At 36.4% G+C, this 20,962-nt stretch carries 25 protein-coding genes; 21 read left to right on the forward strand and 4 right to left on the reverse strand.

Features of this window, described 5'->3' with window-relative positions; all coding sequences use genetic code 11:
- Positions 1–288 precede the first annotated feature (288 nt).
- Together glnA and CYP51_RS02530 are read right to left on the reverse strand one after the other, a co-directional pair.
- Positions 289–1,719, reverse strand: coding sequence for a type I glutamate--ammonia ligase (gene glnA / locus CYP51_RS02525; RefSeq protein ID WP_103624250.1), 1,431 nt, complete (start codon positions 1,717–1,719; stop codon positions 289–291).
- 88 nt (positions 1,720–1,807) lie between these two features.
- The gene (locus tag CYP51_RS02530) at positions 1,808–2,587 is read right to left on the reverse strand and encodes a histidinol-phosphatase (RefSeq protein ID WP_103624251.1); all 780 of its coding nucleotides are present in this window, start codon (positions 2,585–2,587) and stop codon (positions 1,808–1,810) included.
- Positions 2,588–2,722: 135 nt separating this feature from the next.
- On the opposite strand from CYP51_RS02530, the gene CYP51_RS02535 reads away from it, so the two are divergent.
- The 17 genes from CYP51_RS02535 (at position 2,723) to rplS (ending at position 15,439) form a co-directional block, all read left to right on the forward strand.
- A complete protein-coding gene (locus tag CYP51_RS02535) occupies positions 2,723–3,481 on the forward strand; it encodes a chemotaxis protein (protein WP_103624252.1) in 759 nt (252 codons plus the stop codon).
- Positions 3,481–4,740: a peptidase U32 family protein gene (locus tag CYP51_RS02540; RefSeq protein ID WP_103624253.1), complete on the forward strand. Its 1,260-nt coding sequence runs from the start codon at positions 3,481–3,483 to the stop codon at positions 4,738–4,740. The genes CYP51_RS02535 and CYP51_RS02540 overlap by 1 nt, the downstream gene beginning before the upstream one ends.
- Entirely contained in the window at positions 4,737–5,231 is a 495-nt protein-coding gene (purE, locus tag CYP51_RS02545; protein WP_021084425.1) for a 5-(carboxyamino)imidazole ribonucleotide mutase, read from the forward strand. The genes CYP51_RS02540 and purE overlap by 4 nt, the downstream gene beginning before the upstream one ends.
- 12 nt (positions 5,232–5,243) lie before the next feature.
- Positions 5,244–5,717, forward strand: coding sequence for a DUF3972 domain-containing protein (locus CYP51_RS02550; protein ID WP_084108020.1), 474 nt, complete (start codon positions 5,244–5,246; stop codon positions 5,715–5,717).
- A gap of 3 nt (positions 5,718–5,720) precedes the next feature.
- The gene (locus CYP51_RS02555) at positions 5,721–6,140 is read left to right on the forward strand and encodes a GyrI-like domain-containing protein (protein WP_103624254.1); all 420 of its coding nucleotides are present in this window, start codon (positions 5,721–5,723) and stop codon (positions 6,138–6,140) included.
- 5 nt (positions 6,141–6,145) lie between these two features.
- The gene (locus CYP51_RS02560) at positions 6,146–7,684 is read left to right on the forward strand and encodes an AbgT family transporter (RefSeq protein ID WP_103624255.1); all 1,539 of its coding nucleotides are present in this window, start codon (positions 6,146–6,148) and stop codon (positions 7,682–7,684) included.
- Between the two features lie 18 nt (positions 7,685–7,702).
- Positions 7,703–8,563: a glycine--tRNA ligase subunit alpha gene (gene glyQ / locus CYP51_RS02565; protein ID WP_103624256.1), complete on the forward strand. Its 861-nt coding sequence runs from the start codon at positions 7,703–7,705 to the stop codon at positions 8,561–8,563.
- A 6-nt stretch (positions 8,564–8,569) separates the two neighbouring features.
- A complete protein-coding gene (locus CYP51_RS02570; RefSeq protein ID WP_103624257.1) occupies positions 8,570–9,292 on the forward strand; it encodes a Nif3-like dinuclear metal center hexameric protein in 723 nt (240 codons plus the stop codon).
- A gap of 17 nt (positions 9,293–9,309) precedes the next feature.
- Entirely contained in the window at positions 9,310–10,017 is a 708-nt protein-coding gene (locus tag CYP51_RS02575; RefSeq protein WP_103624258.1) for a zinc ribbon domain-containing protein, read from the forward strand.
- Between the two features lie 8 nt (positions 10,018–10,025).
- Positions 10,026–11,162 carry a lipid IV(A) 3-deoxy-D-manno-octulosonic acid transferase gene (gene waaA / locus CYP51_RS02580; RefSeq protein ID WP_103624259.1) on the forward strand — a complete coding sequence of 379 codons (1,137 nt, stop codon included), beginning with the start codon at positions 10,026–10,028 and terminating at the stop codon, positions 11,160–11,162.
- Positions 11,159–11,917, forward strand: a complete 759-nt coding sequence (locus tag CYP51_RS02585; RefSeq protein ID WP_103624260.1) for an RluA family pseudouridine synthase — start codon at positions 11,159–11,161, stop codon at positions 11,915–11,917. The genes waaA and CYP51_RS02585 overlap by 4 nt, the downstream gene beginning before the upstream one ends.
- 62 nt (positions 11,918–11,979) lie before the next feature.
- Positions 11,980–13,320, forward strand: a complete 1,341-nt coding sequence (gene ffh / locus CYP51_RS02590) for a signal recognition particle protein (protein ID WP_103560341.1) — start codon at positions 11,980–11,982, stop codon at positions 13,318–13,320.
- A gap of 72 nt (positions 13,321–13,392) precedes the next feature.
- Positions 13,393–13,620: a 30S ribosomal protein S16 gene (gene rpsP, locus CYP51_RS02595; RefSeq protein WP_009293992.1), complete on the forward strand. Its 228-nt coding sequence runs from the start codon at positions 13,393–13,395 to the stop codon at positions 13,618–13,620.
- A complete protein-coding gene (locus CYP51_RS02600; RefSeq protein WP_072594183.1) occupies positions 13,620–13,862 on the forward strand; it encodes a KH domain-containing protein in 243 nt (80 codons plus the stop codon). The genes rpsP and CYP51_RS02600 overlap by 1 nt, the downstream gene beginning before the upstream one ends.
- Positions 13,855–14,385, forward strand: a complete 531-nt coding sequence (gene rimM, locus CYP51_RS02605) for a ribosome maturation factor RimM (RefSeq protein WP_103624261.1) — start codon at positions 13,855–13,857, stop codon at positions 14,383–14,385. The genes CYP51_RS02600 and rimM overlap by 8 nt, the downstream gene beginning before the upstream one ends.
- On the forward strand, positions 14,382–15,074 hold the full coding sequence (gene trmD, locus CYP51_RS02610) for a tRNA (guanosine(37)-N1)-methyltransferase TrmD (protein ID WP_103624262.1): 693 nt from the start codon (positions 14,382–14,384) through the stop codon (positions 15,072–15,074). Before rimM ends, trmD begins: the two co-directional genes overlap by 4 nt.
- 8 nt (positions 15,075–15,082) lie before the next feature.
- Positions 15,083–15,439 carry a 50S ribosomal protein L19 gene (gene rplS, locus CYP51_RS02615; RefSeq protein ID WP_021090978.1) on the forward strand — a complete coding sequence of 119 codons (357 nt, stop codon included), beginning with the start codon at positions 15,083–15,085 and terminating at the stop codon, positions 15,437–15,439.
- Positions 15,440–15,639: 200 nt separating this feature from the next.
- Here the strand turns inward: rplS and CYP51_RS02620 are convergent, their stop codons facing one another.
- Together CYP51_RS02620 and tgt are read right to left on the reverse strand one after the other, a co-directional pair.
- On the reverse strand, positions 15,640–16,338 hold the full coding sequence (locus CYP51_RS02620; RefSeq protein WP_103624263.1) for a CorA family divalent cation transporter: 699 nt from the start codon (positions 16,336–16,338) through the stop codon (positions 15,640–15,642).
- Positions 16,328–17,458 (reverse strand): tRNA guanosine(34) transglycosylase Tgt, encoded by a 1,131-nt coding sequence (gene tgt / locus CYP51_RS02625; protein ID WP_103624264.1) that lies wholly within the window; start codon positions 17,456–17,458, stop codon positions 16,328–16,330. Before tgt ends, CYP51_RS02620 begins: the two co-directional genes overlap by 11 nt.
- A 77-nt stretch (positions 17,459–17,535) precedes the next feature.
- On the opposite strand from tgt, the gene CYP51_RS02630 reads away from it, so the two are divergent.
- From CYP51_RS02630 to CYP51_RS02645, 4 genes are read left to right on the forward strand one after another with little or no spacing between them, the layout of a single operon-like run.
- On the forward strand, positions 17,536–18,642 hold the full coding sequence (locus CYP51_RS02630; RefSeq protein WP_103624265.1) for an MlaE family ABC transporter permease: 1,107 nt from the start codon (positions 17,536–17,538) through the stop codon (positions 18,640–18,642).
- A complete protein-coding gene (locus CYP51_RS02635; RefSeq protein ID WP_103624266.1) occupies positions 18,639–19,379 on the forward strand; it encodes an ABC transporter ATP-binding protein in 741 nt (246 codons plus the stop codon). The genes CYP51_RS02630 and CYP51_RS02635 overlap by 4 nt, the downstream gene beginning before the upstream one ends.
- The gene (locus CYP51_RS02640) at positions 19,380–20,312 is read left to right on the forward strand and encodes an MlaD family protein (protein WP_103624267.1); all 933 of its coding nucleotides are present in this window, start codon (positions 19,380–19,382) and stop codon (positions 20,310–20,312) included.
- On the forward strand, positions 20,309–20,869 hold the full coding sequence (locus CYP51_RS02645; RefSeq protein ID WP_054196588.1) for an ABC-type transport auxiliary lipoprotein family protein: 561 nt from the start codon (positions 20,309–20,311) through the stop codon (positions 20,867–20,869). The genes CYP51_RS02640 and CYP51_RS02645 overlap by 4 nt, the downstream gene beginning before the upstream one ends.
- Positions 20,870–20,962: the final 93 nt, after the last annotated feature.

A 20,962-nucleotide genomic window follows, 5' to 3' on the forward strand; every position in this document is an offset into this window, starting at 1 on the left:
CATAAATTTATGATTATTTATATATTTAATTGGCTTTAAAATTTTTTATTTTAGTTTAGTAATGGCGGATAAATTTTTATAGATTTGCATAAAATTTCTAGTGTATTTGCAAAAAATATAAAAAATATCCCTTTTTATAATGATCCATAGCTGTATAGATTTAAAATTTATAATAAAAATACATAAAATTTTATGTTAAATATTTAGTATATTTATATGTATTTGTTGAAAAATATTTTAAAGTAAAAGATGCCCTGAGAAATCAAGGCATCATAAAGTAAACTTCTTTTAGCAAGAGAAGCAGGTTTTAAACTCATAAGCGGTTGGGCGCGCTTCGTAAGGCCAAACTTGAGTTTCAAATTTGAAGTGTTGATAGGTATCTATGAAAAGATCGGTCATTATTGGTTTTAAGTATTCATTATCGCGAATTAGCGCTTCAAGGCTACCACGAAGTGTGTGTGGAAGCTGCTCTATGCCACGCTCTCTGATCTCATCTAGGTGAAGTTTAAATAAATTTTCATCCATCGGACCAACTGGCTCGTATTTGTTTTTGACGCCGTCAAGTCCTGCCATTAACATTGCCGAGAAGGCTAGATAAGGGTTTGCTGTGCTATCTGGAAATCTCATCTCGGCCCTAACTGACTTTTCGCCTGAACCATAAGGTATGCGGATACTTGCTGAGCGGTTTTGGCTAGAGTAGGTGAGGATAGATGGCGCTTCAAAGCCTGGGATTAGGCGTTTGTAGCTGTTTGTGCTTGGGTTTGTGAAGGCTGCAACGCTTCTTGCGTGCTTTAAAACGCCACCAATGTAGTATCTTGCGAAATCACTTAAATTTGCGTAGTTGCCCTCTTTATAGAATAAATTTTTACCATCTTTCCAGACTGATTGATGAACGTGCATGCCGCTTCCGTTATCGCCATAAAGTGGTTTTGGCATAAATGTAACTGTCTTGCCGTTTAGGTGAGCGACCATGCGAACGACGTATTTATAAATTTGGACATTATCGGCGGCTTCGACTAAGTTACCAAATTTCACGCCGATCTCACCTTGTCCTTGAGCAACTTCGTGGTGTCCTAAAAAGACTTCAAGACCAACTTGCTCTAGAACTTGCATCATCTCGGCTCTTAGATCTACCATGCTGTCGATTGGTTGAGTCATCAAGTAGCCGCCTTTTCTGCGTGGGCGATGACCTGTGTTGTAGCTATCTTTAAAGTCAGTATCATCGTTCCACTCGCCTTCTTCGCTATCTACTTGATACATCGCGCAGTTTGGGCTATCGATGATTTTGACGTTGTCAAAGACAAAAAATTCATTCTCAGGGCCAAAATACGCCTCATCGCCAAGACCACTATCTTTTACATATTGCATTGCTCTTTTGGCTATTGAGCGAGGGCATTTTTCATAAATTTGACCCTTATAAATGTCGTAAATATCGCAAAAAACAACGACTGTAATATCAGAAGTAAATGGGTCTAAAAATGCAGTTGTAGCTTCTGGTTTCATTATCATGTCGCTCTTATCAATTGGTTGCCAGCCATGCATAGAGCTAGCGTCCATCGGGATGCCATTTATAAAATTTTCTTTTGTAACAGCTTTTATGTTGTAGCTAATACTATGCCAAGCACCACCTAAATCAGTAAATCTAAAATCTACAAATTTGACTTCATTTTCTTTACAAAAATCAAAAAAATGATCTATATTTTGGACGAATTTTCCCACTTTTTTCTCCTTTTAATTTTTAAATTTTTCGTATTCTATCATAAAACCTAATATTTAAGATTAAATTTATATTTTATTTGAACCCAATCTAAAATTTTACTAATTCTCTATCTCTATTTTTAAAAATAGCACATTTTGAATAACCTAAATCTCTAGCTATTTGCTCGCAAATTTCACCATTTTTACCGATATCTTCTTTTGCGTGAGCGTCTGAGCCAAAGGTGATGGTTATATCTTTTTCGGCTATTAGTTCAAGTAAATTTACGCTTGGATATTGCTCGCCGATAGGTTTTCTAAAGCCAGCGGCATTTATCTCAACAACTAAATTTGCTTCTTTTATCGCATTTACTGCATTTTTAGCCAAAATTCTAACATCCTTTTTTGGTAAAAATTTAAAAAGTTTTAAAAGATCAATGTGCCCCATAATGTCAAATTTGCCAAGCTTAGCCGATCTTTCTACATGATCAAAATACTCTTGCCAAATTTGATCCAAGTCTTTGCCCTCGTAGCCACCGATAAATTCTGGATTGTCAAATGCCCAGCCATTAAAAAAATGCACAGAGCCTATCAGATAATCGACCTTTCTAGCAAAAACTCGCTCATCCATAAATCCATCTAAAAAATCCATCTCATAGCCAAGCAAAATTTCTATCTCACCGCTAAATTCATCTCTTAAATGTAAAATTTCATCTTCATAGTCTTGCATTTCATCAAAGCTCATTCTGTAAGCTTCATCGTAGTTCATCGGTGCGTGATCGCTAAAACCAAAGTATTTTGTACCAGCTTTTATTGCGTTTTGTACATACTCTCTTGGCTCGCCAACTGCGTGTTTGCAAAGTGGCGTGTGGTTGTGAAGATCGACGGTCATTTTTAGCCTTTTAAGGTCGTTTATTTTTAAAAATGCTATCTAAAAATTTATAAATTTAAAGATAAAAGCATTGCCTTTAAACTTACTTTTTATTTAAATCCTATATAATCAAGCCAAATTTTATTAGGAGCTTTTATGACCCAAGAGGAACTTGACGCACTTATGGCAGGTGGACTAGATGATGAGTTAGATAATGCTAAAGAAGATGCTGGCCAAGAGGTTGCGGACGTCAAAGAGGAAACAGACGAGGTAACAGAAGTTGCAGAAGCAATCGATACTAAAGATGAGCCACAGTCAAAATCAGAAAGTAATTCAAAGAATGCAGAAAATTATAGAGTAAGTGCAGATGGTGTTTGGCCACCACCACCACCGACTGAAGACCATAAAATGGTGCATCAGCTTGATGACGTAACAAGAGATAGCGAAGAAAAAGCTACTCAGATGTTTGACAAGCTTGAGACAATAAATAACTTTTTTATGGACGCTGAGAGTGACTCAAATAGCCTAAAAGACACAATAAGCTCAAATATTGAGCTATTTACGACGCTAAGTGAGAAATTTCCAAATATCGCCGCATTTAGCGAGGCTTTGGAGAAAAATAACTCACTTCTTGGCACGATCGATAATATCATCGGAAATTTACAAATGGGACAAGATGAGATAATGATGGCTATGGATATGATGCAGTATCAAGACATTCATAGACAAAAGATCGAGCGTGTTATCAATGTTATGAGAGCGCTAAGTAAATATATGAATACCTTGTTTGAAGGTAAAATTGAGGATGATAAGCGTGTTAGCTCTGCTGTTCACATCGCTGGTGATACAACGACTGAAAATCTTGTGAGCAACGACGATATCGAAGCCTTGATAGAAAGTTTGGGTAAAAAATAGTGCTAAAAAGGCCTGAGCTTTTATCTCCAGCTGGAAATTTAACAAAACTTAAAATCGCCCTTGAGTATGGAGCCGACGCAGTTTATGGCTCTGTGGCTAGCTTTTCACTAAGGACTAGATCAGCAAGGGAGTTTAACCTTGAAACATTCAAGGAGGCGATAGACTACACACATGCAAAGGGAAAGAAATTTTATGCGACCATAAATGCCTTTCCTTTTAACTCTCAGATAGAGCCACTAAAAAGGCACTTGCAGACTATCTCGGCTATGAAGCCAGATGCCTTTATCATCGCAACTCCAGGCGTTATGAGTTTAGCAAAAGCCATCGCTCCTGATATCGAGATACATCTCTCAACTCAGGCAAACGTTATGAACGTGCTTGATGCAAAAATTTATCACGATATGGGTGCAAAACGTATCGTCGTAGCACGCGAGATGAACTTAAAAGATGTCATAAAGATAAAAGAAGAAATTCCAACTCTTGATATTGAAATTTTTGTCCATGGCTCGATGTGCTTTGCTTACTCTGGTAGGTGTTTGGTGAGCTCAGTGCAAAGCGGACGTATGTCAAATCGCGGTAGCTGCGCAAATGATTGTAGGTTTAAATACGAACTCTACGCTAAAAACGAAGAGAGTGGTGTGCTTTTCCGCCTAGAGGAAGACGAGCACGGCACTCATATTATGAACTCAAAAGATCTTTGCCTAATATCGCACATCAAAGAGATCGTTGATAGTGGTGTAATAGATAGCCTAAAAATAGAAGGTCGCACAAAGAGCGAGTACTACGCAGCTTGCACAGCAAGAGCCTATAAAATGGCGATAGATGATGCTATGGATGATAAATTTGACGCACAAATTTATGAAAACGAAATAAATACACTAAAAAATCGTGGCTTTACGGATGGATACTTAGTGCATAGACCTTATGAACGAACCGATACACAAAATCACGTTAGCAGTCTAGAAGAGGGCACACATCAGGTAAATGCAATAAGCGAAGATGGCGAGTTTTTTAAGTGTAAATATAAAATTTTTCCAGGCAATAGCTACGAGATCGTGGCTCCTACTGGATCGGTTATAGAAGATAGTGAAAATGAAATCTCAAAGGTTTATTCACAAGAGGGCAAGAAATTTATCAAATTTAAGCAGCTCATCACCAAAAAAGGCAAGATTATGAGTGAAATTCATAGCGGCAATGAAAATGAGATAAGCCTTGGTGTTAAGCTACCAAAATTTAGCTTTTTAAGGGAGAAAATATGAAATTTGTTTCTATTATAATGGGAAGTAAAAGTGACTATGAGATCGTTAGCGAGGCGGCAAAGACTCTGGAGAAATTTGGCGTAAAATATGAACTGATAATCAGCTCAGCCCACAGAAGTCCAAAAAGAACTAGTGAGTACGTTGCAAATGCTGAGAAAAAGGGCGCAAAAGTCTTTATCGCAGCTGCTGGTATGGCAGCTCACCTAGCTGGAGCGATCGCTGCAAATACTACAAAACCAGTGATCGGCATACCAATGGCGGGCTCAGCTCTTAGCGGCGTTGATGCACTTTACTCAACTGTGCAAATGCCAAGTGGCATGCCAGTGGCGACCTTGGCTATCGGCAAGGCTGGTGCGATAAATGCAGCCTATCTTGCGGTGCAAATTTTAGCCCTTGAAGATGAGGGGTTAGCAAGTGCTCTAAAAGCTGACAGAGAGGCGAAGATAAAGGCTTTAGAGGAAGATTCTTCAAAGGTTGAAGTGATACTGTAAAAAGGAGAAGCGGTGCAGACCTATCTTGGTGTTGATGAATTTTGCAAACTTGTGCACTTGGAGCGTGAAGTTATCGAAGATATGATAAATCGTGGCGTTTTGAAAACCAAAGAGGAAAATGGAGAAATTTTGATAGAAGCGAGCGAAGGAACAATGAGTGTTGTGCCTAGTGTTTCGCAAAATTTATCTTTGCAGCCGCAAAGCCAAGATGGTATCAGCTTTGTTGAAAAGACGATCGGAACGATATTAAATTTACACGAAAAGGTGCTTGACGCAAAGGATGAGACGCTTGAAACCTTAAGAAATGAGAATAAATTTTTAAAAGAGGCGCTCATTTCGATGCAAGAGCTCTATGATGAAGATAGAAAAACGGTCGAGACGCTTACAAAACAGCTTAAAATTTCACAAGATGAAGTTGAATTTCTAAAACGAAAATACAAGCTAATGTGGAACCAAGCGGTTGAAAATTTTAACGGACAAAAGTAGTTTATGAAGATTATAAATTTAGATGATAGCTTTGAAATTTACGGAGTAAAAACTCGCACTAAAAATGAAGATGAGATAGGTGGCAAGGGTAAAATTCCAGCTCTATGGTCTAAATTTATGAGTGAGCACTATGATGGCAAGAGTGAAATTTATAGCGTTTACTGCAACTATGAAAGCGATCTTAATGGACATTACGATAACTTCATCGGCACAAGATCAAGCCACAAAAGTGATGAAATTCTAGAGATAAAAAGTGGCAAATACGCCGTTTTTAGTTTTGCAAGAGAGCCGCAAAATGTTGCAAAATTTTGGGGTGAAATTTGGAAATATTTTGAAAGTAGTGAGCTAAAAAGAGCCTATGAAACGGACTTTGAGCTTTACGGTAGCGACGAGATAAAAATTTTTATATCTATTTTAGGTTAGGTAAAATGAATAAAAAAAATAATAGTTCAATCTTAAGTTTTATCGAAAATTTTGGTAACAAATTGCCAAATCCAACTATGCTTTTTATATATCTTTCGATTATTACGATAATAATATCGTTTGTGTTAGAAAAGATGGGTGTTGGCGTAAGCTATCAGGCTATCAAAGACGGACAAATATCACAGCTTAATGCAAATGTTATAAATTTGCTTTCTGCTGACAGTCTTAGATCTTTTGTTTCATCTGTGCTTAAAAATTTTACTAATTTTTATCCTTTGGGAGTAGTTTTTGCGATTATTCTAGGCATTGGTATTGCAGACAAGTCCGGGCTTTTGTCAGCACTTATAACAAAGATTGCCTTAAAATCTTCCAAAATATGGGTAACTCCAATCGTTATTTTCCTTGGTGTAATGTCAAATGTTGCTTCCTCGGTTGGCTATGTTGTGCTAATCCCGCTTGGAGCTATTTTATTTGCTGGATTTGGTCGCCATCCAATTGCTGGACTAGCTGCTGCTTTTGCTGGTGTTAGCGGTGGCTGGTCGGCAAATTTATTAATCGGTACAAATGACCCTATGTTTGCGGCATTTTCTATGCAAGCAGCTAGCGTGTTAAATCCAGATTATGTAGTATTAGCAACTGCAAATTGGTACTTTATGATCGCTTCGACATTTTTGATCGTATTTGTTGGCTGGTTTGTGACAGATAAAATCGTAGAGCCTAGGCTTGGTAAATTTGATTTTTTGGGTGATTTTAGCCTGAAAGAGCATAGCGAGATAAGCGCAGAGCAAAAACGTGGCTTAAAATTTTCACTTATAGCGTTGATTGTTTTTGTGATTTTATTGCTTGTGACTATTTTGCCTTCAGGCTCTTTATTCGGAGCAAAAGGTAATGAAAGCTTTATGAAATCTACTTTTATGCATTCTATTGTTGTTTTTATGATGTTGCTTTTTATAGTGGTAGGTGTAGCTTACGGTGTAGGCGCCAGGAGTATAAAAAGTAGTAATGACGCCATAAAATTTATGGAACAATCTATCTCTGAGCTATCAGGATTTTTGGTTTTGATATTTTTTGCAGCCCAATTTACATATCTTTTTAATACCTCAAATATTGGGCTAGTGCTTTCTATCAAAGGTTCCATTTTTCTAAAAGAGATCGGATTAACTGGACTTAGCCTTATTATAGTTTTTATTTTCTTGATCGCTTTTATAAATTTATTTATAGCTGTTGATTCTGCAAAGTGGGCGATGATGGCTCCAATTTTTGTACCAATGTTTATGAATCTTGGACTTTCACCAGAGCTTACACAGGCTGCTTTTAGAATAGGCGACTCTACTACAAATATCATAACGCCTTTGATGCCGTTTTTTGTTTTGATAGTAGCTTTTATGCAAAAATACAATAAAGAGTTAAAAATCGGATCAGTAGTTTCTATTATGCTTCCTTATACGGTTGCATTTTTAATTTCTTGGACAGCACTAATGTCATTTTGGTACATTTTTGATCTACCGCTAGGACCTGGTGCAGTTATACACTATGTAAAGTAAAATTTTAAAAGGAAAGCAATGACATTTTCACAAATAATATTAACCCTTCAAAACTATTGGCAAGAGCAAGGTTGCGTTATACTTCAGCCATACGACATGCCTGCTGGTGCTGGAACATATCACCAAGCGACATTTTTAAGAAGCCTCGGACCAAAGCCGTGGGCGACTGCATACGTAGCTCCAAGCCGCCGTCCGACTGATGGCAGATACGGCGAAAACCCAAACCGCCTGGGTGCTTATTATCAGTTTCAGGTGCTTATAAAACCAAGCCCAGAAAATATCCAAGAGCTTTATCTAAAAAGCCTTGAAAAGCTTGGGTTAAATTTAAAAGATCACGACATCCGCTTCATCGAGGATAACTGGGAGAGCCCGACGCTAGGCGCTTGGGGACTTGGCTGGGAGGTTTGGCTGGACGGTATGGAAGTAACGCAGTTTACCTATTTTCAGCAAGTGGGTGGCATCGCATGCGAGCTGATCTCTGGTGAGATAACATATGGCCTTGAACGTTTGGCCATGTATCTCCAAGATGTAAATAGCGTCTATGACATCGTTTGGGACGACTCTAATGGCAACATCGTAACCTACGCCGACGTGCATAAACAAGGCGAGTATGAGTGGAGCAAATACAACTTCGAAGTAGCAAATGTTGATATGCTTTTTAACCAGTTTGAAAACGCATTTAACGAGTGCAAACGCTGCTTAGAGGCTAAAATTTCACTGCCAGCTTATGACTACTGCATGCTTGCGGCTCACACATTTAACGTCCTTGACGCGCGCGGAGCGATTAGTGTAACGCAAAGGCAAGACTACATCCTAAAAATCCGCGAGCTGGCCAAAGAGTGTGCGCTAACTTATAAAGAGAGCCTAGAGCAAAAGTAAAATTTTATGAAAATAGCTGAAATTTATAAAATTCTAGATGAAATTTGCCCGTTTGCGAGCCAAGAGTCTTGGGATAATAGTGGCCTTCAAGTTGGCTCATTTGATAGCGAATTTGAGCGAATTTATCTAAGCCTTGATTTGGATAGCGAACTTTTGCAAAGTGTATTGCCAAATTCGCTTATTATCACTCATCATCCGCTTATTTTTAAGGGGCTAAAAAACCTAGACTACAGCCTTTATCCAAGCTCACTCATAAGGGAGATGATGATAAAAAATATCTCGCTCATCTCGCTTCATACAAATGCTGACCTTGCATTTTTAAGTGAAAAATTTGTAACGCAGATTTTGGGGCTTGAAATTTCAAGCAAAGAGGGGTTTTTGATCTACGCTGATGTGAAGATGAAATTTAATGAGCTTTGCAAATTTGTAAAAGAGAAGCTTGGGCTAGAAAATTTAAGAGTGGTTCATGCAAAAGATGAAATTTCTAAAATTTGTATCTGCACCGGAAGTGGTGGAGATCTTATCCAAGATGCCAAAGCAGATGCCTTTTTGACTGGTGATCTAAAGTATCATCAAGCTCTTTATGCAAAGGAAAATGGGCTAAATTTAATCGATATAAATCATTATGAAAGTGAACGTTATTTTGGTGATTTTTTAGCAAAATATTTGCAAAATCTGAAAATTGAAGTTATAATACGCAATTCTAAAAATCCATTTACATATTGCTAACAAAAAAAGGAAACATTATGAATAAATACTTACAACAATTAGTTGAATTATCTGATCTTGATAAACAAATAGATGGCTTTATACCACGCATTCAAGACATAGAAAAGGCTTATAAAAATATAGAAGAAGAGTGCGAAACTATAACGGTTAATATAGAAAGACTAGATGAAGAGGTAAATGACTTAAAATCTCAAAAATCAGGTACAAATGCTCATATCGCAGAATTTAGTGCTAAGATAAAAGATGTAGCTAAAAAAAGTTCAAGTGCAAAAAGCGAAAAGGAGATAAAAGCTCTAAGTCTTGAAGAAGATATTGCAAAAGAGCAACTTGAGGCTGCAAATGAAGAGATTGCTAGACTTGAGAAGCTAATAGATAGTAAAAACAGTCAAAAAGATGAGCTTGGTTCAAAAAAAGTTGAACTTGAAGAGAATTTAAAAAATATAAAAAGCAAAACTTCATCTGAGCTTGAAAATATCGAAAAAGAACGTAAAGAAGTTTATGCTAAAAAAGACAAACTTATCGCCACTATGAATCAAAAAATTCTCGCATTTTATGAAAAAATTAGAAAATGGGCTCATAACACAGCCGTTGTTCCTGTAAAAAAACAAGCTTGTTATGGTTGCTTTATGCAGATAAACGACAAAACTTTCTCTGCTGTTATCAAGGGCGAAGATATCGTTACATGTCCGCATTGTGGTAGAATTTTATACAAACAAGAGCAATAACACATTTCGTGATAATAATATATTACTTTCTAGCCTCAATACTCTATCTATTTGGGGCTATCCTACTATTTATTTTAAGTTTTAAAAAAAAGTATCATAAGTCGATTCCAGCACGTTTTTTCCTCTTTAATAATCCTAAATTTCAAGATGCAGATGTGCATTTTCACGCTTGTTCGTTTGGCGAGGTACAAGCTCTTAAGCCTTTGATGCAAAAATTTAACAGCAAAGCCATAAGCGTTGTGACTAATACGGGCTTTGAAGCGGCAAGTAAAATTTGTTCTAACACGAGATTTTTGCCATTTGAAATTTTTTTGCCATTTTGGCTAAAAAAGAGCAAAATTTTAGTTATTTTTGAGGCTGAGCTTTGGCTTATGCTAGTTTTCATGGCAAAGCTAAAAGGCAGCCGTGTGATACTGATAAACGCTAGAATTTCAGATAGAAGCTATAAAAGTTATTTAAAATTTGGCTTTTTTTATAGGTATCTTTTTAAATTTATAGACAAAATTTATGCCCAAAGTGAGCTTGATAAAGAGAGGCTAAAGTCGCTTGGAGCAGGTAAAATAGAGGTCGTTGGCAACATAAAAGCTGCGTTTTTGCCAAGTGTGAGTAGAGTTTATGAAAAACCAAAAGCTAGAGTGATCGTGCTGGCAAGTACGCATGCGGGCGAAGAAGAGATGATTTTAGAAAATTTAAATTTACAAGAAAACGATCTTTTAATTATCGCACCACGCCATCCTGAGAGGTTCGCAGAGGTTGAGAAGATAGCAGGTGACTACGCTAAAAAGCATGATTTTAGCTTTGCAAAATTTAGTCAAACACATAATTTTAAAGCAAAGATAAATTTGCTTGACACTTTAGGTGAGCTTGTAAATGTCTATGTCATTAGCGATATAGTAGTGCTTGGAGGCAGTTTTGTGCCAAATATCGGCGGGCATAATCCAATCGAGTGCGCACAATTTAACCCAGTGATAATAAGTGGCGAGTTTATATTTAACCAAAAGGCGTTATTTAGCTTAGTTGAAAACATTTATATCGCAAAGGCTAGCGAAATAGGCGGCATAATAGATAGTGGCGCTAAAAAGAGCAATATTGCCGTACAGGCCAGCGCTGATGTGATCATAGAAGATATAAGGAGCACTTTATGAGTGAAGAAAAAGCGTATAAAATTTTAGCCAAACAAAAAAACATTTCAAACAACGAGGCAAAGGAGCTAATCGACAGCGGGCTAGTCTATGCCAAGGGGCAAAAGGTGATGATCGCTCGTGCACTGATGAGCGAAAATACTAAATTTAGCGTCGAAGAGATGCCAAAACCAAGTGTCATCTTTGAAGATGAAAATTTAATAGCCATTAATAAGCCTGCTGCCATAACTAGCGAAAAAATCAGTCAAATGTATAAATTTCCACTCCTTCACAGGCTCGATAAAGACACAAGCGGCGTGCTGCTTCTTGTGAAAAATGACGAGTTTGCAACACTTGCCATAAATGAGTTTAAAAAGATGAAGGTTGAGAAAATTTACGTGGCTGCAGTTAGGGGCATCATGAGCGAGGAAGTGGTCGTAAATGAGCCGATCTTAACGATAAAAAATAAAAATGGCGCCTTTTCAAAGATCTCAAAAGAAGGCAAAGAGGCGATCAGTGAAATTTCACCGCTTATGGTCGCAGGTAAAAAAACGCTGGTAAAAGTTGCCATAAAAACAGGCAGAACCCACCAGATAAGAGTGCATTTGGCTAGTTTAAATTTACCTATCGTTGGCGATGAGAAATACGGCAAAAATAGGGCAAATAGAATGTTTTTGCATGCCTATTTTATCGCTCTTTTAAACTATAAATTTAAAGCGCCGATCCCAAAAGAATTTAACTCTCTTGGATTTGAGCTGTCTAATAAATTTGAAATTTAAAGAGCAATAAAGAAATTATTTAGTAATATACGCCCTTTAATAATAACTTAGAAAGGTGATTAGTGTTCGAACAAATTAGCGAGTCTTTTAGATTAGCCGTTAGCAAGATACGTTTTGTAGATGACGAAAAAGCTCTAAAAAACGCACTTGACGTGCTCAAAAAAGCTCTTTTAAAAGCTGATGTTCACCATAAAGTCACCAAAGATCTGCTCACATCTATCGAAAGCGAGCTAAAACAAACTGGCGTTGGTCAAAAGAATTTCTTAGATGCGATCAAATCAAATTTGACAACTATTTTAACAGCTCCTGGCAACCAAGGCTTTGTCTATGCGCCAGTTGCACCGACCATTGTTTTGATGGCTGGTTTGCAAGGTAGCGGTAAAACAACGACAACTATCAAGCTTGCAAACTATCTAAAACTAAGAAAGAAAAAAGTTTTAGTTGCGGCTTGTGACTTGCAAAGATTAGCGGCAGTTGAGCAGCTAAGACAGCTTTGTGTTGCAAATGATATCGATCTTTTTTATATAGAAAATGAAAATAATCCTATAGAAGTAGCAAAAGAAGCACTAGAAAAAGCAAAAAGTGGTCTTTATGATGTGCTTTTAGTGGATACTGCTGGTCGTCTTGCAATTGATGAGAAGTTGATGCAAGAGATAAAAGATGTAAAAAATGCAATAAATCCACATGAAATTTTCTACGTGGCTGACGCTATGAGTGGTCAAGACGCAGTAAAAACAGCTACAAGTTTTAATGAAATTTTGGGAATTTCTGGAGTTATCCTTTCTAAATTTGACTCTGACTCAAAAGGTGGCGTAGCTATCAGCATCGCAAAACAGCTAAATATTCCACTTAGATTTGTCGGTACTGGCGAGAAAATAGCTGATATCGAGAGTTTTATACCAGATCGCATTGTAAGCCGTATAATGGGCGAGGGTGACTTGGCCACTTTGGTAGAGAAAACATCGACTATTATCGATGAAAAAGAGGCAAAACGCCTAAATCAAAAGATAAAAAAAGGTCAGTTTAACTTTAATGACTTTTTGGATCAAATGGAAAGCGTTAAAAAGCTTGGTAGTATGAAGTCTTTGATGGGGATGATACCTGGACTTTCAAGTATTGCAAATCAAATAAAAGATATAGACCTTGATAATTCAAAAGAAATTTTACATATTAAAGCCATGATAAACTCTATGACGCAAAAGGAGCGTGAAAATCCTGAACTTTTAAACAATAGTAGAAAAAGACGTTTAGCGGCTGGTTCTGGACTTTCTCAGATAGAGGTAAATCGATTTTTAAAGCAGTTTGAAAATGCCTCAAAACTTGCTAAGAAATTTTCAGGAAAAGGTGGAGCAAAAGGACTTGCAAATATGCTTTCTCAAGTAAATTTAAAAAGACCTGTTTGATAAAAGGGTTTAAATTTGGATATTTGTTATCTAAATTTAAGCTTTATTTAAAAACAAGAGGAGAAATATAATATGGCAACAGTAGTAAGACTAACAAGAATGGGACGCAAAAAAAGACCTTTTTATCGTATAGTTGTTACAGATAGTAGAAAAAGGCGTGATAGTGGCTGGATAGAAAGTATTGGCTATTACAATCCTATGGTTGAGCCAAATGTTATAAATTTCAACAAAGAGAGATTAGATTACTGGAAAAGTGTTGGTGCTAAACTTAGCGATAGAGTTGCACAAATTACAAAATAATGGTTAAAAATTTTTTATACGAATATGCCAAGTTGATTGCTGATTTTCCTGATAAAGTAAGTGTTGATCGTCAGGAACTTGGTGAAAATTTTGCTGAGATAATTATAAGTGCCGACAAGGTTGATACAGGAAAACTTATCGGTAAAGATGGCAAAATGATAAACGCTATAAAGACCGTTATTATTGGTTGTAAAGCTAAAGATAATACAAGCTATAGAGTAACGGTAAAAGCTATTGAATAGTGATATTATTGAAGTCGCTACCATCGGAAGATGTGTTGGTTTAAAGGGCTACTTAAAGCTTCACAATAAGAGCGACTTCCCAGAACAGTTTAAAAAAGGCGCAACCTTTTTTGATAAAAACAATTATCAGCTCACCATAAAAGACTATAACAGACAAAAAGAGCTGGTTTTGTTTGAAAATTTTGATGACTTAGACCTTGCTAAGACACTTGTAAATAAAACTATCTACACCACAAAAGAACTAACTAGAAAAAACTGCGAATTAAAAAAAGATGAATTTTTTCAATTTGATATCATAGGTTTAAGGGTTGTAGAAAATGGAGAAATTTTGGGTATTGTAGAAGATATTCAGGATAATTTTGCTAATTCGCTTTTATATATAAAAACAGATGAAAGACTTATTAATAATGGCAAGCCAAGGAATTTTTACATTCCATATTTAGAGCATTTTATCGTAAGTGTAAATTTGAATAGTGGGGAGATTTTAGTAAAAGGATCGAAAGACATCTTGGAAAATTCATGAAATTTACATTTATTACACTTTTTGAAAATTTAGTTAAACCTTACTTTTGCGATTCTATTTTAAAACGTGCGATTAGTAATAAATTTATTGAAATTGATTTTATAAATCCAAGAAATTTTACTAAAGATAAGCATAATAAAGTTGATGATTATATGATAGGAGGCGGAGCAGGGCTTTTAATGTTTCCGCAACCTTTAGATGACACTATAAAAGAAGTAAAGAGAAAAGATAGAAATACTCATGTGATTTTTTTGACACCAGCTGGTAAAAAATTTAATCAAAATGATGCAAAGAGGCTCTCCAAAAAAAAACATATTTGTTTTGTTTGCAGTAGATATGAGGGCCTTGATGAACGAGTTGTTGAGCTTTGGGCAGATGAAGTTTTTTGTATAGGTGATTTTATTTTAACTGGCGGAGAGCTTCCTGCGCTTTGTATGAGTGATGCAATATCAAGAAATATACCTGGAGTTTTAGGAAACGATATGAGCCTTGAGGTTGAGAGTTTTGAGGATAATTTGCTTGAAGCCCCATCTTTTACAAAGCCTGATAATTTTAGATTAATCTTTGTGGTTTCAGAGTTTTTAAAGGGTAACCATGCTAAAATCCACATTTTAAAAAATAAGATGGCTCACTGCAAAACAAGGTTCTTTCGCCCTGATTTGTATCAAAAGCTTAAGCCACATAAATAAGGAAAAACATGAGAAATAAATACATTGAAGCATTTGAAAATGCTCAAATTGCTAGTAAAAATATTCCTGACTTCCGTGCAGGAGATACATTACGCGTTGCTACTCGTATTCACGAAGGCGATAAAACTAGAATTCAAAATTTTGAAGGTATTTGTATAGCTAGACGTGGTAGTGGTACCGGCGAAACATTTATCATTAGAAAAATTGGCGCTAATAGTGTTGGCGTTGAGAGAATTTTTCCAATCTTTAGTGACTCAATCGAAGAGATAAAAGTTCTTAGAAAAGGTCGTGTTAGAAGAGCTAAATTATTCTATCTACGTGACCTTCGTGGTAAAGCTGCTAAAATCCGCGAACTTAGAAAATAATCTTACTATCTGTCCTGAAGTCTATTCAGGACTTTTAATCTTCTTTTTAAATTTAATTTTTTTAAATATTTTTTTGTTTTTTAATATTAAAAAATCTATTTATTTTTATTGTTTTTACCACTAGTCTATAAAAATTTAAAATATATAAAAAATTTCTATATAAAGTTTCAGATACCTCATATACTAAATTTATTTATTTTCTACTTCTTCTTATTTGTATACCAAAATAAAAAAACAACACAACAAAGAATCACTCCAAACATTATTGACACAACTATCATGGTGGCATTTTTAGTTTCATTAAATGGCAAGCCTTGTGTATTCATGCCAAAAAACCCAGTTATTAGATTTAGTGGTAGCATTACAGCTGAGATCATTGTCAAAATGTAAATATTTTGATTGATTTTGTCGTTTTTTATACTTTGTATAAATGTATAAATATCATCAATTCTGCAGGCATACTCATTGGCCATTGTTCTAAAAACATTTGCCTCATGAGTACTATTTTTAAGCTCCTTTTTTAAATTTTGTTGCTCACTTTGACAAATCGAAAGTGTCTCATAAAAGTGAGATATCTTGTTTTGAAATTTTCTAATCTCGTATTTTAAAAAGTGGTGTCTTTTGATAAATTGATTAAAGTTTTTTCGACTAGCATAAATTTTTTCATACTCATTTAGCTCATCTTGATGCTCTAAAATTTTATTTGCATATTCATTACATAGTTTTTTAAGGGCCGCTTCAAACTCGTTTTTATCGCATTCGTGATCAAGGTCTTCTTTATAAATCTTGCCATTTTTAAATAAAAATTTATAGCTTTGTTTTTGTGTAAAAGAAACAAGTAAAATATAGTCGTATTCATCGCCATAAAAATATCCACAAACTGAACTTTTATAGCTCATTTTTTACCCTTTTAGCATAAAAATTTTTCTTAAATTTGGCAAATTCGCCTCTTTCTATTGCCTCTCTCATCTCTTTCATCAAATTTAGATAGTAGTGCAGGTTGTGAAGGCTTGCTAGCCTAAAAAATGTGAGCTCTCTCGCCTTAAAAAGGTGGTTTAGGTAGCCTCTAGAGTAGCGTTTGCAGGTGTAGCACTGACACTGCGGGTCGATTGGCGCGTGGTCGTTTATAAATTTGGCTGATTTTATATTTATCTTGCCAAAGCTAGTAAAGAGTGTGCCGTTTCTTGCATTTCTTGTTGGCATGACGCAGTCAAACATATCAACGCCTCGCTCCACGTTTTCCACGAGATCTTCAGGTGTGCCAACGCCCATTAGATAACGCGGTCTTAGCTTATCCATAAATGGCATAACCGCCTCAACTGTGTCATACATCGCCTCATTGCTCTCGCCAACGCTTAGCCCACCTATCGCAAGGCCGTCAAATGGCATCTCGTCTAGCGCCTGCGCGCAAAATTTACGTGCCTCATAGTCGGTGCCGCCTTGGACGATGCCAAAGATATTTTGCTGCAAGCCAACGCCCTTGCTTTGCATAAATTTGTGATAATCAATCGCCTCTTTTGCCCATTTTATCGTTCGTTTTATGCTTAGATCGATTCTTTTTGGCTCAGCAGGCAAGGCGACCAGATCATCAAGTATCATCATAATGTCGCTACCTAGATCGTACTGCGTATCAAGAACGGATCTTGGCGTAAAATAGTGCGTGCTGCCGTCGATATGGCTTTTAAATTTTATCCCACCATCGTCGTTTTTGGTATTTGATCTAAGCGAGAATGCTTGAAATCCACCGCTATCAGTTAAAAACGAGCGCTCAAATTTAGAAAATCCATGAAGTCCGCCAAACTCGCGCACGACCTTGCTACCAGGGCGCAGATACATGTGGTAGGTATTTGCTAGGATTATTTTTGCGTCTAAAATTTCACTCATATCAAAGGCGTCTAAGCTTTTAACCGCGCCAACCGTGCCAACTGGCATAAAAACCGGCGTTTGTATAATACTATGGGCAGTTGTTAGGATGCCACGTCTTGCGTTACCATCTTTTTTTATAACTTCAAATTTCATTGTTATCCCTTATTTTCTGATTTTCTATTTTAACAAATTTATAGTATAATCCGCTAATTTTAAGGCAAAGGAACTTTTTGCAAAAGAGAAATGACATCATTTTTACCAAAGCAAATGGCACTCAGACTATAAAATTTATAGGTGAGTTTAGCTATAAAGATGCGAAAAATTTACAAGGTATTTTTAAGAAAATTTCACGATTTAGAGGTAGTGTTAAATTTGATTTTAGCGAGCTCAAAAGTGTTGATTACGCTGTTTTGATACTTTTAAGAAATGCACTAAACGGTAAGAAATTTGAGATTATTATAAATGACGAGAAGATAAGGGCGATGGGCGAACTTTTAAATGATGAAAAGATCGATTTTAATTACATGCCACCGCATAATAGTCTAAATTTTTTCTCACGACTTGGTGAAAAAATTTGTGAAGGTTTTGTAAATTTAGCTGAGTTTGGTACATTTTTGGGCGAATTTTTGATTAAAAGTGTAAAAATTTTATTTAATCCAGCCAGTCTTAGATTTAGAGAATTTAGTAACTACATAAAAGATGGCGGCGTAAATGCCGTTTTTATCGTTTCACTCACCGCTTTTTTGATAGGTGTTGTGCTTGCCTATCTTGGCAGTGCGATGCTTGCAAGCTTTGGGGCAAGTATATTTATAGTAGAGATCATGGGTATGCTAACGCTTAGAGAGGTGGCCCCACTCATCGCTGCTATCGTCATCGCGGGTAGATCAGCCTCTAGTTTTACTGCTCAAATTGGCGCTATGAAGCTAACTGAGGAAATAGATGCGATGAAGACAATGGGCTTTGAGCCATTTAACTTCTTGGTCTTGCCGCGCATCATCGCGATGGTGCTTTGCGTGCCTGTCATTATCTTTATAGCTGACGCGATAAGCATCTTAGGACAGATGATTATTTGCCAAACGATACTTGATATCAGCTTTAGCGACTATCTAAATAGATTTCGCGAGATGGTCGAGCTTAGACACTTTGCTGTTGGTATGATAAAGGCTCCATTTTTTGGCGCAGTAATAGCAATAATTGGCTGCATGAGGGGATTTGGCGTTAGTCAAAATGCCCAAAGCCTTGGAGCAATGACAACAGTTAGCGTCGTAAATGCGATATTTTGGGTCATCGCGCTTGATGCGTTTTTCGCAATAATTTTTATGTGGCTAAAGATATGAATGAAATAATAGTTGGAAAAAACATAACTACGTGTTATGGCGATAAGATAATGCACGATAACGTGAGCTGGAGCGTAAAAGAGGCTGAAATTTATGGCTTTTTAGGTGGCAGTGGCGCTGGCAAAACGACGCTTATGAAGACGATGATATATCTAAAAAAGCCAAGCGAGGGCGATATATTTTTTGACGGTGTTAATATGTGGAAAAGCGGCTCTGATGAGCAGCAAGAGATTAAGCTAAAAAGTGGGACGATGTTTCAATTTGGCGCACTTTATAGCTCGATGACGATCCTTGACAATGTGGGCGTTTTACTTCATGAGTACTCTAAATTTAACAAGCATCAGATCGACGAGATAGCGATGTTTTGGATACAAAAAGTTGGACTTAAAAAAGAGGTTTCTATGCTCTATCCAAGCGAGCTAAGTGGTGGTATGAAAAAAAGAGCCGCGCTAGCAAGGGCTTTGGTGCTGAGTCCAAGGGTACTGTTTTTAGATGAGCCAAACAGCGGCCTTGATCCTGTTAGCTCGCGCCAGATGGACGCACTTATAAAAGAACTGCGTGATAGTATCGGAGTTACAGTTGTTATGGTGACTCATGATGCAGATAGTATTTTTGATATTTTGGATAGATTTTTGATAATAGATAATAAAAAAATAGCCTTTGAGGGAAATATAAAAGAGCTTGAATATCTCGAAAACAACCCACTTGAAGAGCTATTTAAAATGAGGAAAAAATAGATGGAAAATAGAAATTCTTATACTATTGTCGGTATGTTTTTTATGGCTTGCCTTACAGCATTTGCGATATTTATCTGGTGGATGACTAGCAAAAACAATACAAAGGTTGATTTTAAAGAGTACTACATTCATACAACCGAGCTACCAAGCGGTCTAAAGGTAGATTCAACAGTTAAATTTATCGGTGTACCAGCTGGAACGGTCAGTAATATAAATTTTGTCGATGACAAGAATGCTCTTATAAATATCACGATGAAGATAAGAGAAGATCTGCCTATAAAGGCTGACAGTATTGCAAGTATCGAAGTTCAGGCTATTAGTGGCGTTGCTAGTATAAATATAAGCCGTGGCACAAAAGACTTTGCATCAGGCCAAAAGCCTATCTTACAGCTTGAAGAGAGCCTCTTTTCAAAGCTTGGAAACAACGCTGAAAACATTACTTTAAAGATAAATCAAACACTTGATAAAGTCGATAACTTTTTCTCGCCTGAAAATATCGCTCACGTAGAGTCAGTCCTTAAAAATATTGATAAATTTACACAAGTTTTAACAGACGAAGAGGGACTAAGTGAGGTTGATAGTATCGTTAAAAATGTGAAAAATTTTACAGATACTTTAAACAAAACCGACACAAAAGAACTGGTTAAAAATTTAAACAAGCTAATTGCTAGTGCAAATTCAGTTTTTGTTTCAGCAAATTCAGCCGTCAGTGGCTATAGCTCTCTTCAAGATATCGTCACTCAAAAGGTAAAAAACGGCGAGTATGACCTTAGAAATACGCTCTCACCACTACTTAGAGAGGCTAGCGAGTTTTTAAATGGATTTGACAAGACGCTTCGTGAGTTTAGGGGTGCGCTTCAAAGACTTGAAGATAATCCTTACGAGTTTTTCTTCACAAATCCAGTGCCAAATGACAAAGGAGATAAAAAATGAGAAATTTAATCTTTTTAGCAGCTGCGTTTTTATTTTTTGGCTGCTCGCTAAAGACCGACGTGCCAGTGGCAACTATGTATGAAATTCACTACTCAAACAAAGAGTGCTCGGCTGAAAATAAGCAAAAAGAGCTTAAAAATGTCTTCATAGAAAACGTAAGCGCCCTTGATATGGTTGATACCAGAAAGATCCTAATCGTCGCTGAAAACAACAAGATAAGATACCTAAGTGACGCTAAATTTGTATCAGAGCCAAGCGAGATGATCTATAAATCACTTGTAAAAGGGCTTTACTCAAACTGCGCTGCAAAGCCTATATTTTCACCAAATGCAAAGGATCTTAGGCTAAAAGTTAGTATCATCTCACTTCAAATAAGAGGCGACAAAGCCGAAGTTTCGCTAGCTTACGAGCTATTTAACGCAAACGCCTCGCTAAAATCAGGCATGATCACAAAAGAAATTTTTTGTCCAGATCCAAGCTCAAGTACTATTTTTGATACGATAAATAAGGCTACAAATTTAGCAATAGATACGCTAATCTCTGAAATAATCTCTTAAATTTTCTTGGCTGTAAATTTTTAAATTTATAGCCAGAATAGCTTATTTTAAAGACCTTTTGTTATAATGTGAGCTTTAAAATACGGAGAATTG

Source organism: Campylobacter concisus (genome assembly GCF_002912895.1).
Taxonomy (GTDB): Bacteria; Campylobacterota; Campylobacteria; order Campylobacterales; family Campylobacteraceae; genus Campylobacter_A; species Campylobacter_A concisus_G.

Coding starts and splice junctions, on each gene's coding strand:
- CYP51_RS02530 (WP_103624251.1), bottom strand. CDS start 2,587: ATGACCGTCGATCTTCACAACCACACGCCACTTTGCAAACACGCAGTT.
- CYP51_RS02535 (WP_103624252.1), top strand. CDS start 2,723: ATGACCCAAGAGGAACTTGACGCACTTATGGCAGGTGGACTAGATGAT.
- purE (WP_021084425.1), top strand. CDS start 4,737: ATGAAATTTGTTTCTATTATAATGGGAAGTAAAAGTGACTATGAGATC.
- CYP51_RS02555 (WP_103624254.1), top strand. CDS start 5,721: ATGAAGATTATAAATTTAGATGATAGCTTTGAAATTTACGGAGTAAAA.
- CYP51_RS02560 (WP_103624255.1), top strand. CDS start 6,146: ATGAATAAAAAAAATAATAGTTCAATCTTAAGTTTTATCGAAAATTTT.
- glyQ (WP_103624256.1), top strand. CDS start 7,703: ATGACATTTTCACAAATAATATTAACCCTTCAAAACTATTGGCAAGAG.
- CYP51_RS02570 (WP_103624257.1), top strand. CDS start 8,570: ATGAAAATAGCTGAAATTTATAAAATTCTAGATGAAATTTGCCCGTTT.
- CYP51_RS02575 (WP_103624258.1), top strand. CDS start 9,310: ATGAATAAATACTTACAACAATTAGTTGAATTATCTGATCTTGATAAA.
- CYP51_RS02585 (WP_103624260.1), top strand. CDS start 11,159: ATGAGTGAAGAAAAAGCGTATAAAATTTTAGCCAAACAAAAAAACATT.
- rpsP (WP_009293992.1), top strand. CDS start 13,393: ATGGCAACAGTAGTAAGACTAACAAGAATGGGACGCAAAAAAAGACCT.
- CYP51_RS02600 (WP_072594183.1), top strand. CDS start 13,620: ATGGTTAAAAATTTTTTATACGAATATGCCAAGTTGATTGCTGATTTT.
- trmD (WP_103624262.1), top strand. CDS start 14,382: ATGAAATTTACATTTATTACACTTTTTGAAAATTTAGTTAAACCTTAC.
- rplS (WP_021090978.1), top strand. CDS start 15,083: ATGAGAAATAAATACATTGAAGCATTTGAAAATGCTCAAATTGCTAGT.
- CYP51_RS02620 (WP_103624263.1), bottom strand. CDS start 16,338: ATGAGCTATAAAAGTTCAGTTTGTGGATATTTTTATGGCGATGAATAC.
- tgt (WP_103624264.1), bottom strand. CDS start 17,458: ATGAAATTTGAAGTTATAAAAAAAGATGGTAACGCAAGACGTGGCATC.
- CYP51_RS02635 (WP_103624266.1), top strand. CDS start 18,639: ATGAATGAAATAATAGTTGGAAAAAACATAACTACGTGTTATGGCGAT.
- CYP51_RS02640 (WP_103624267.1), top strand. CDS start 19,380: ATGGAAAATAGAAATTCTTATACTATTGTCGGTATGTTTTTTATGGCT.
- CYP51_RS02645 (WP_054196588.1), top strand. CDS start 20,309: ATGAGAAATTTAATCTTTTTAGCAGCTGCGTTTTTATTTTTTGGCTGC.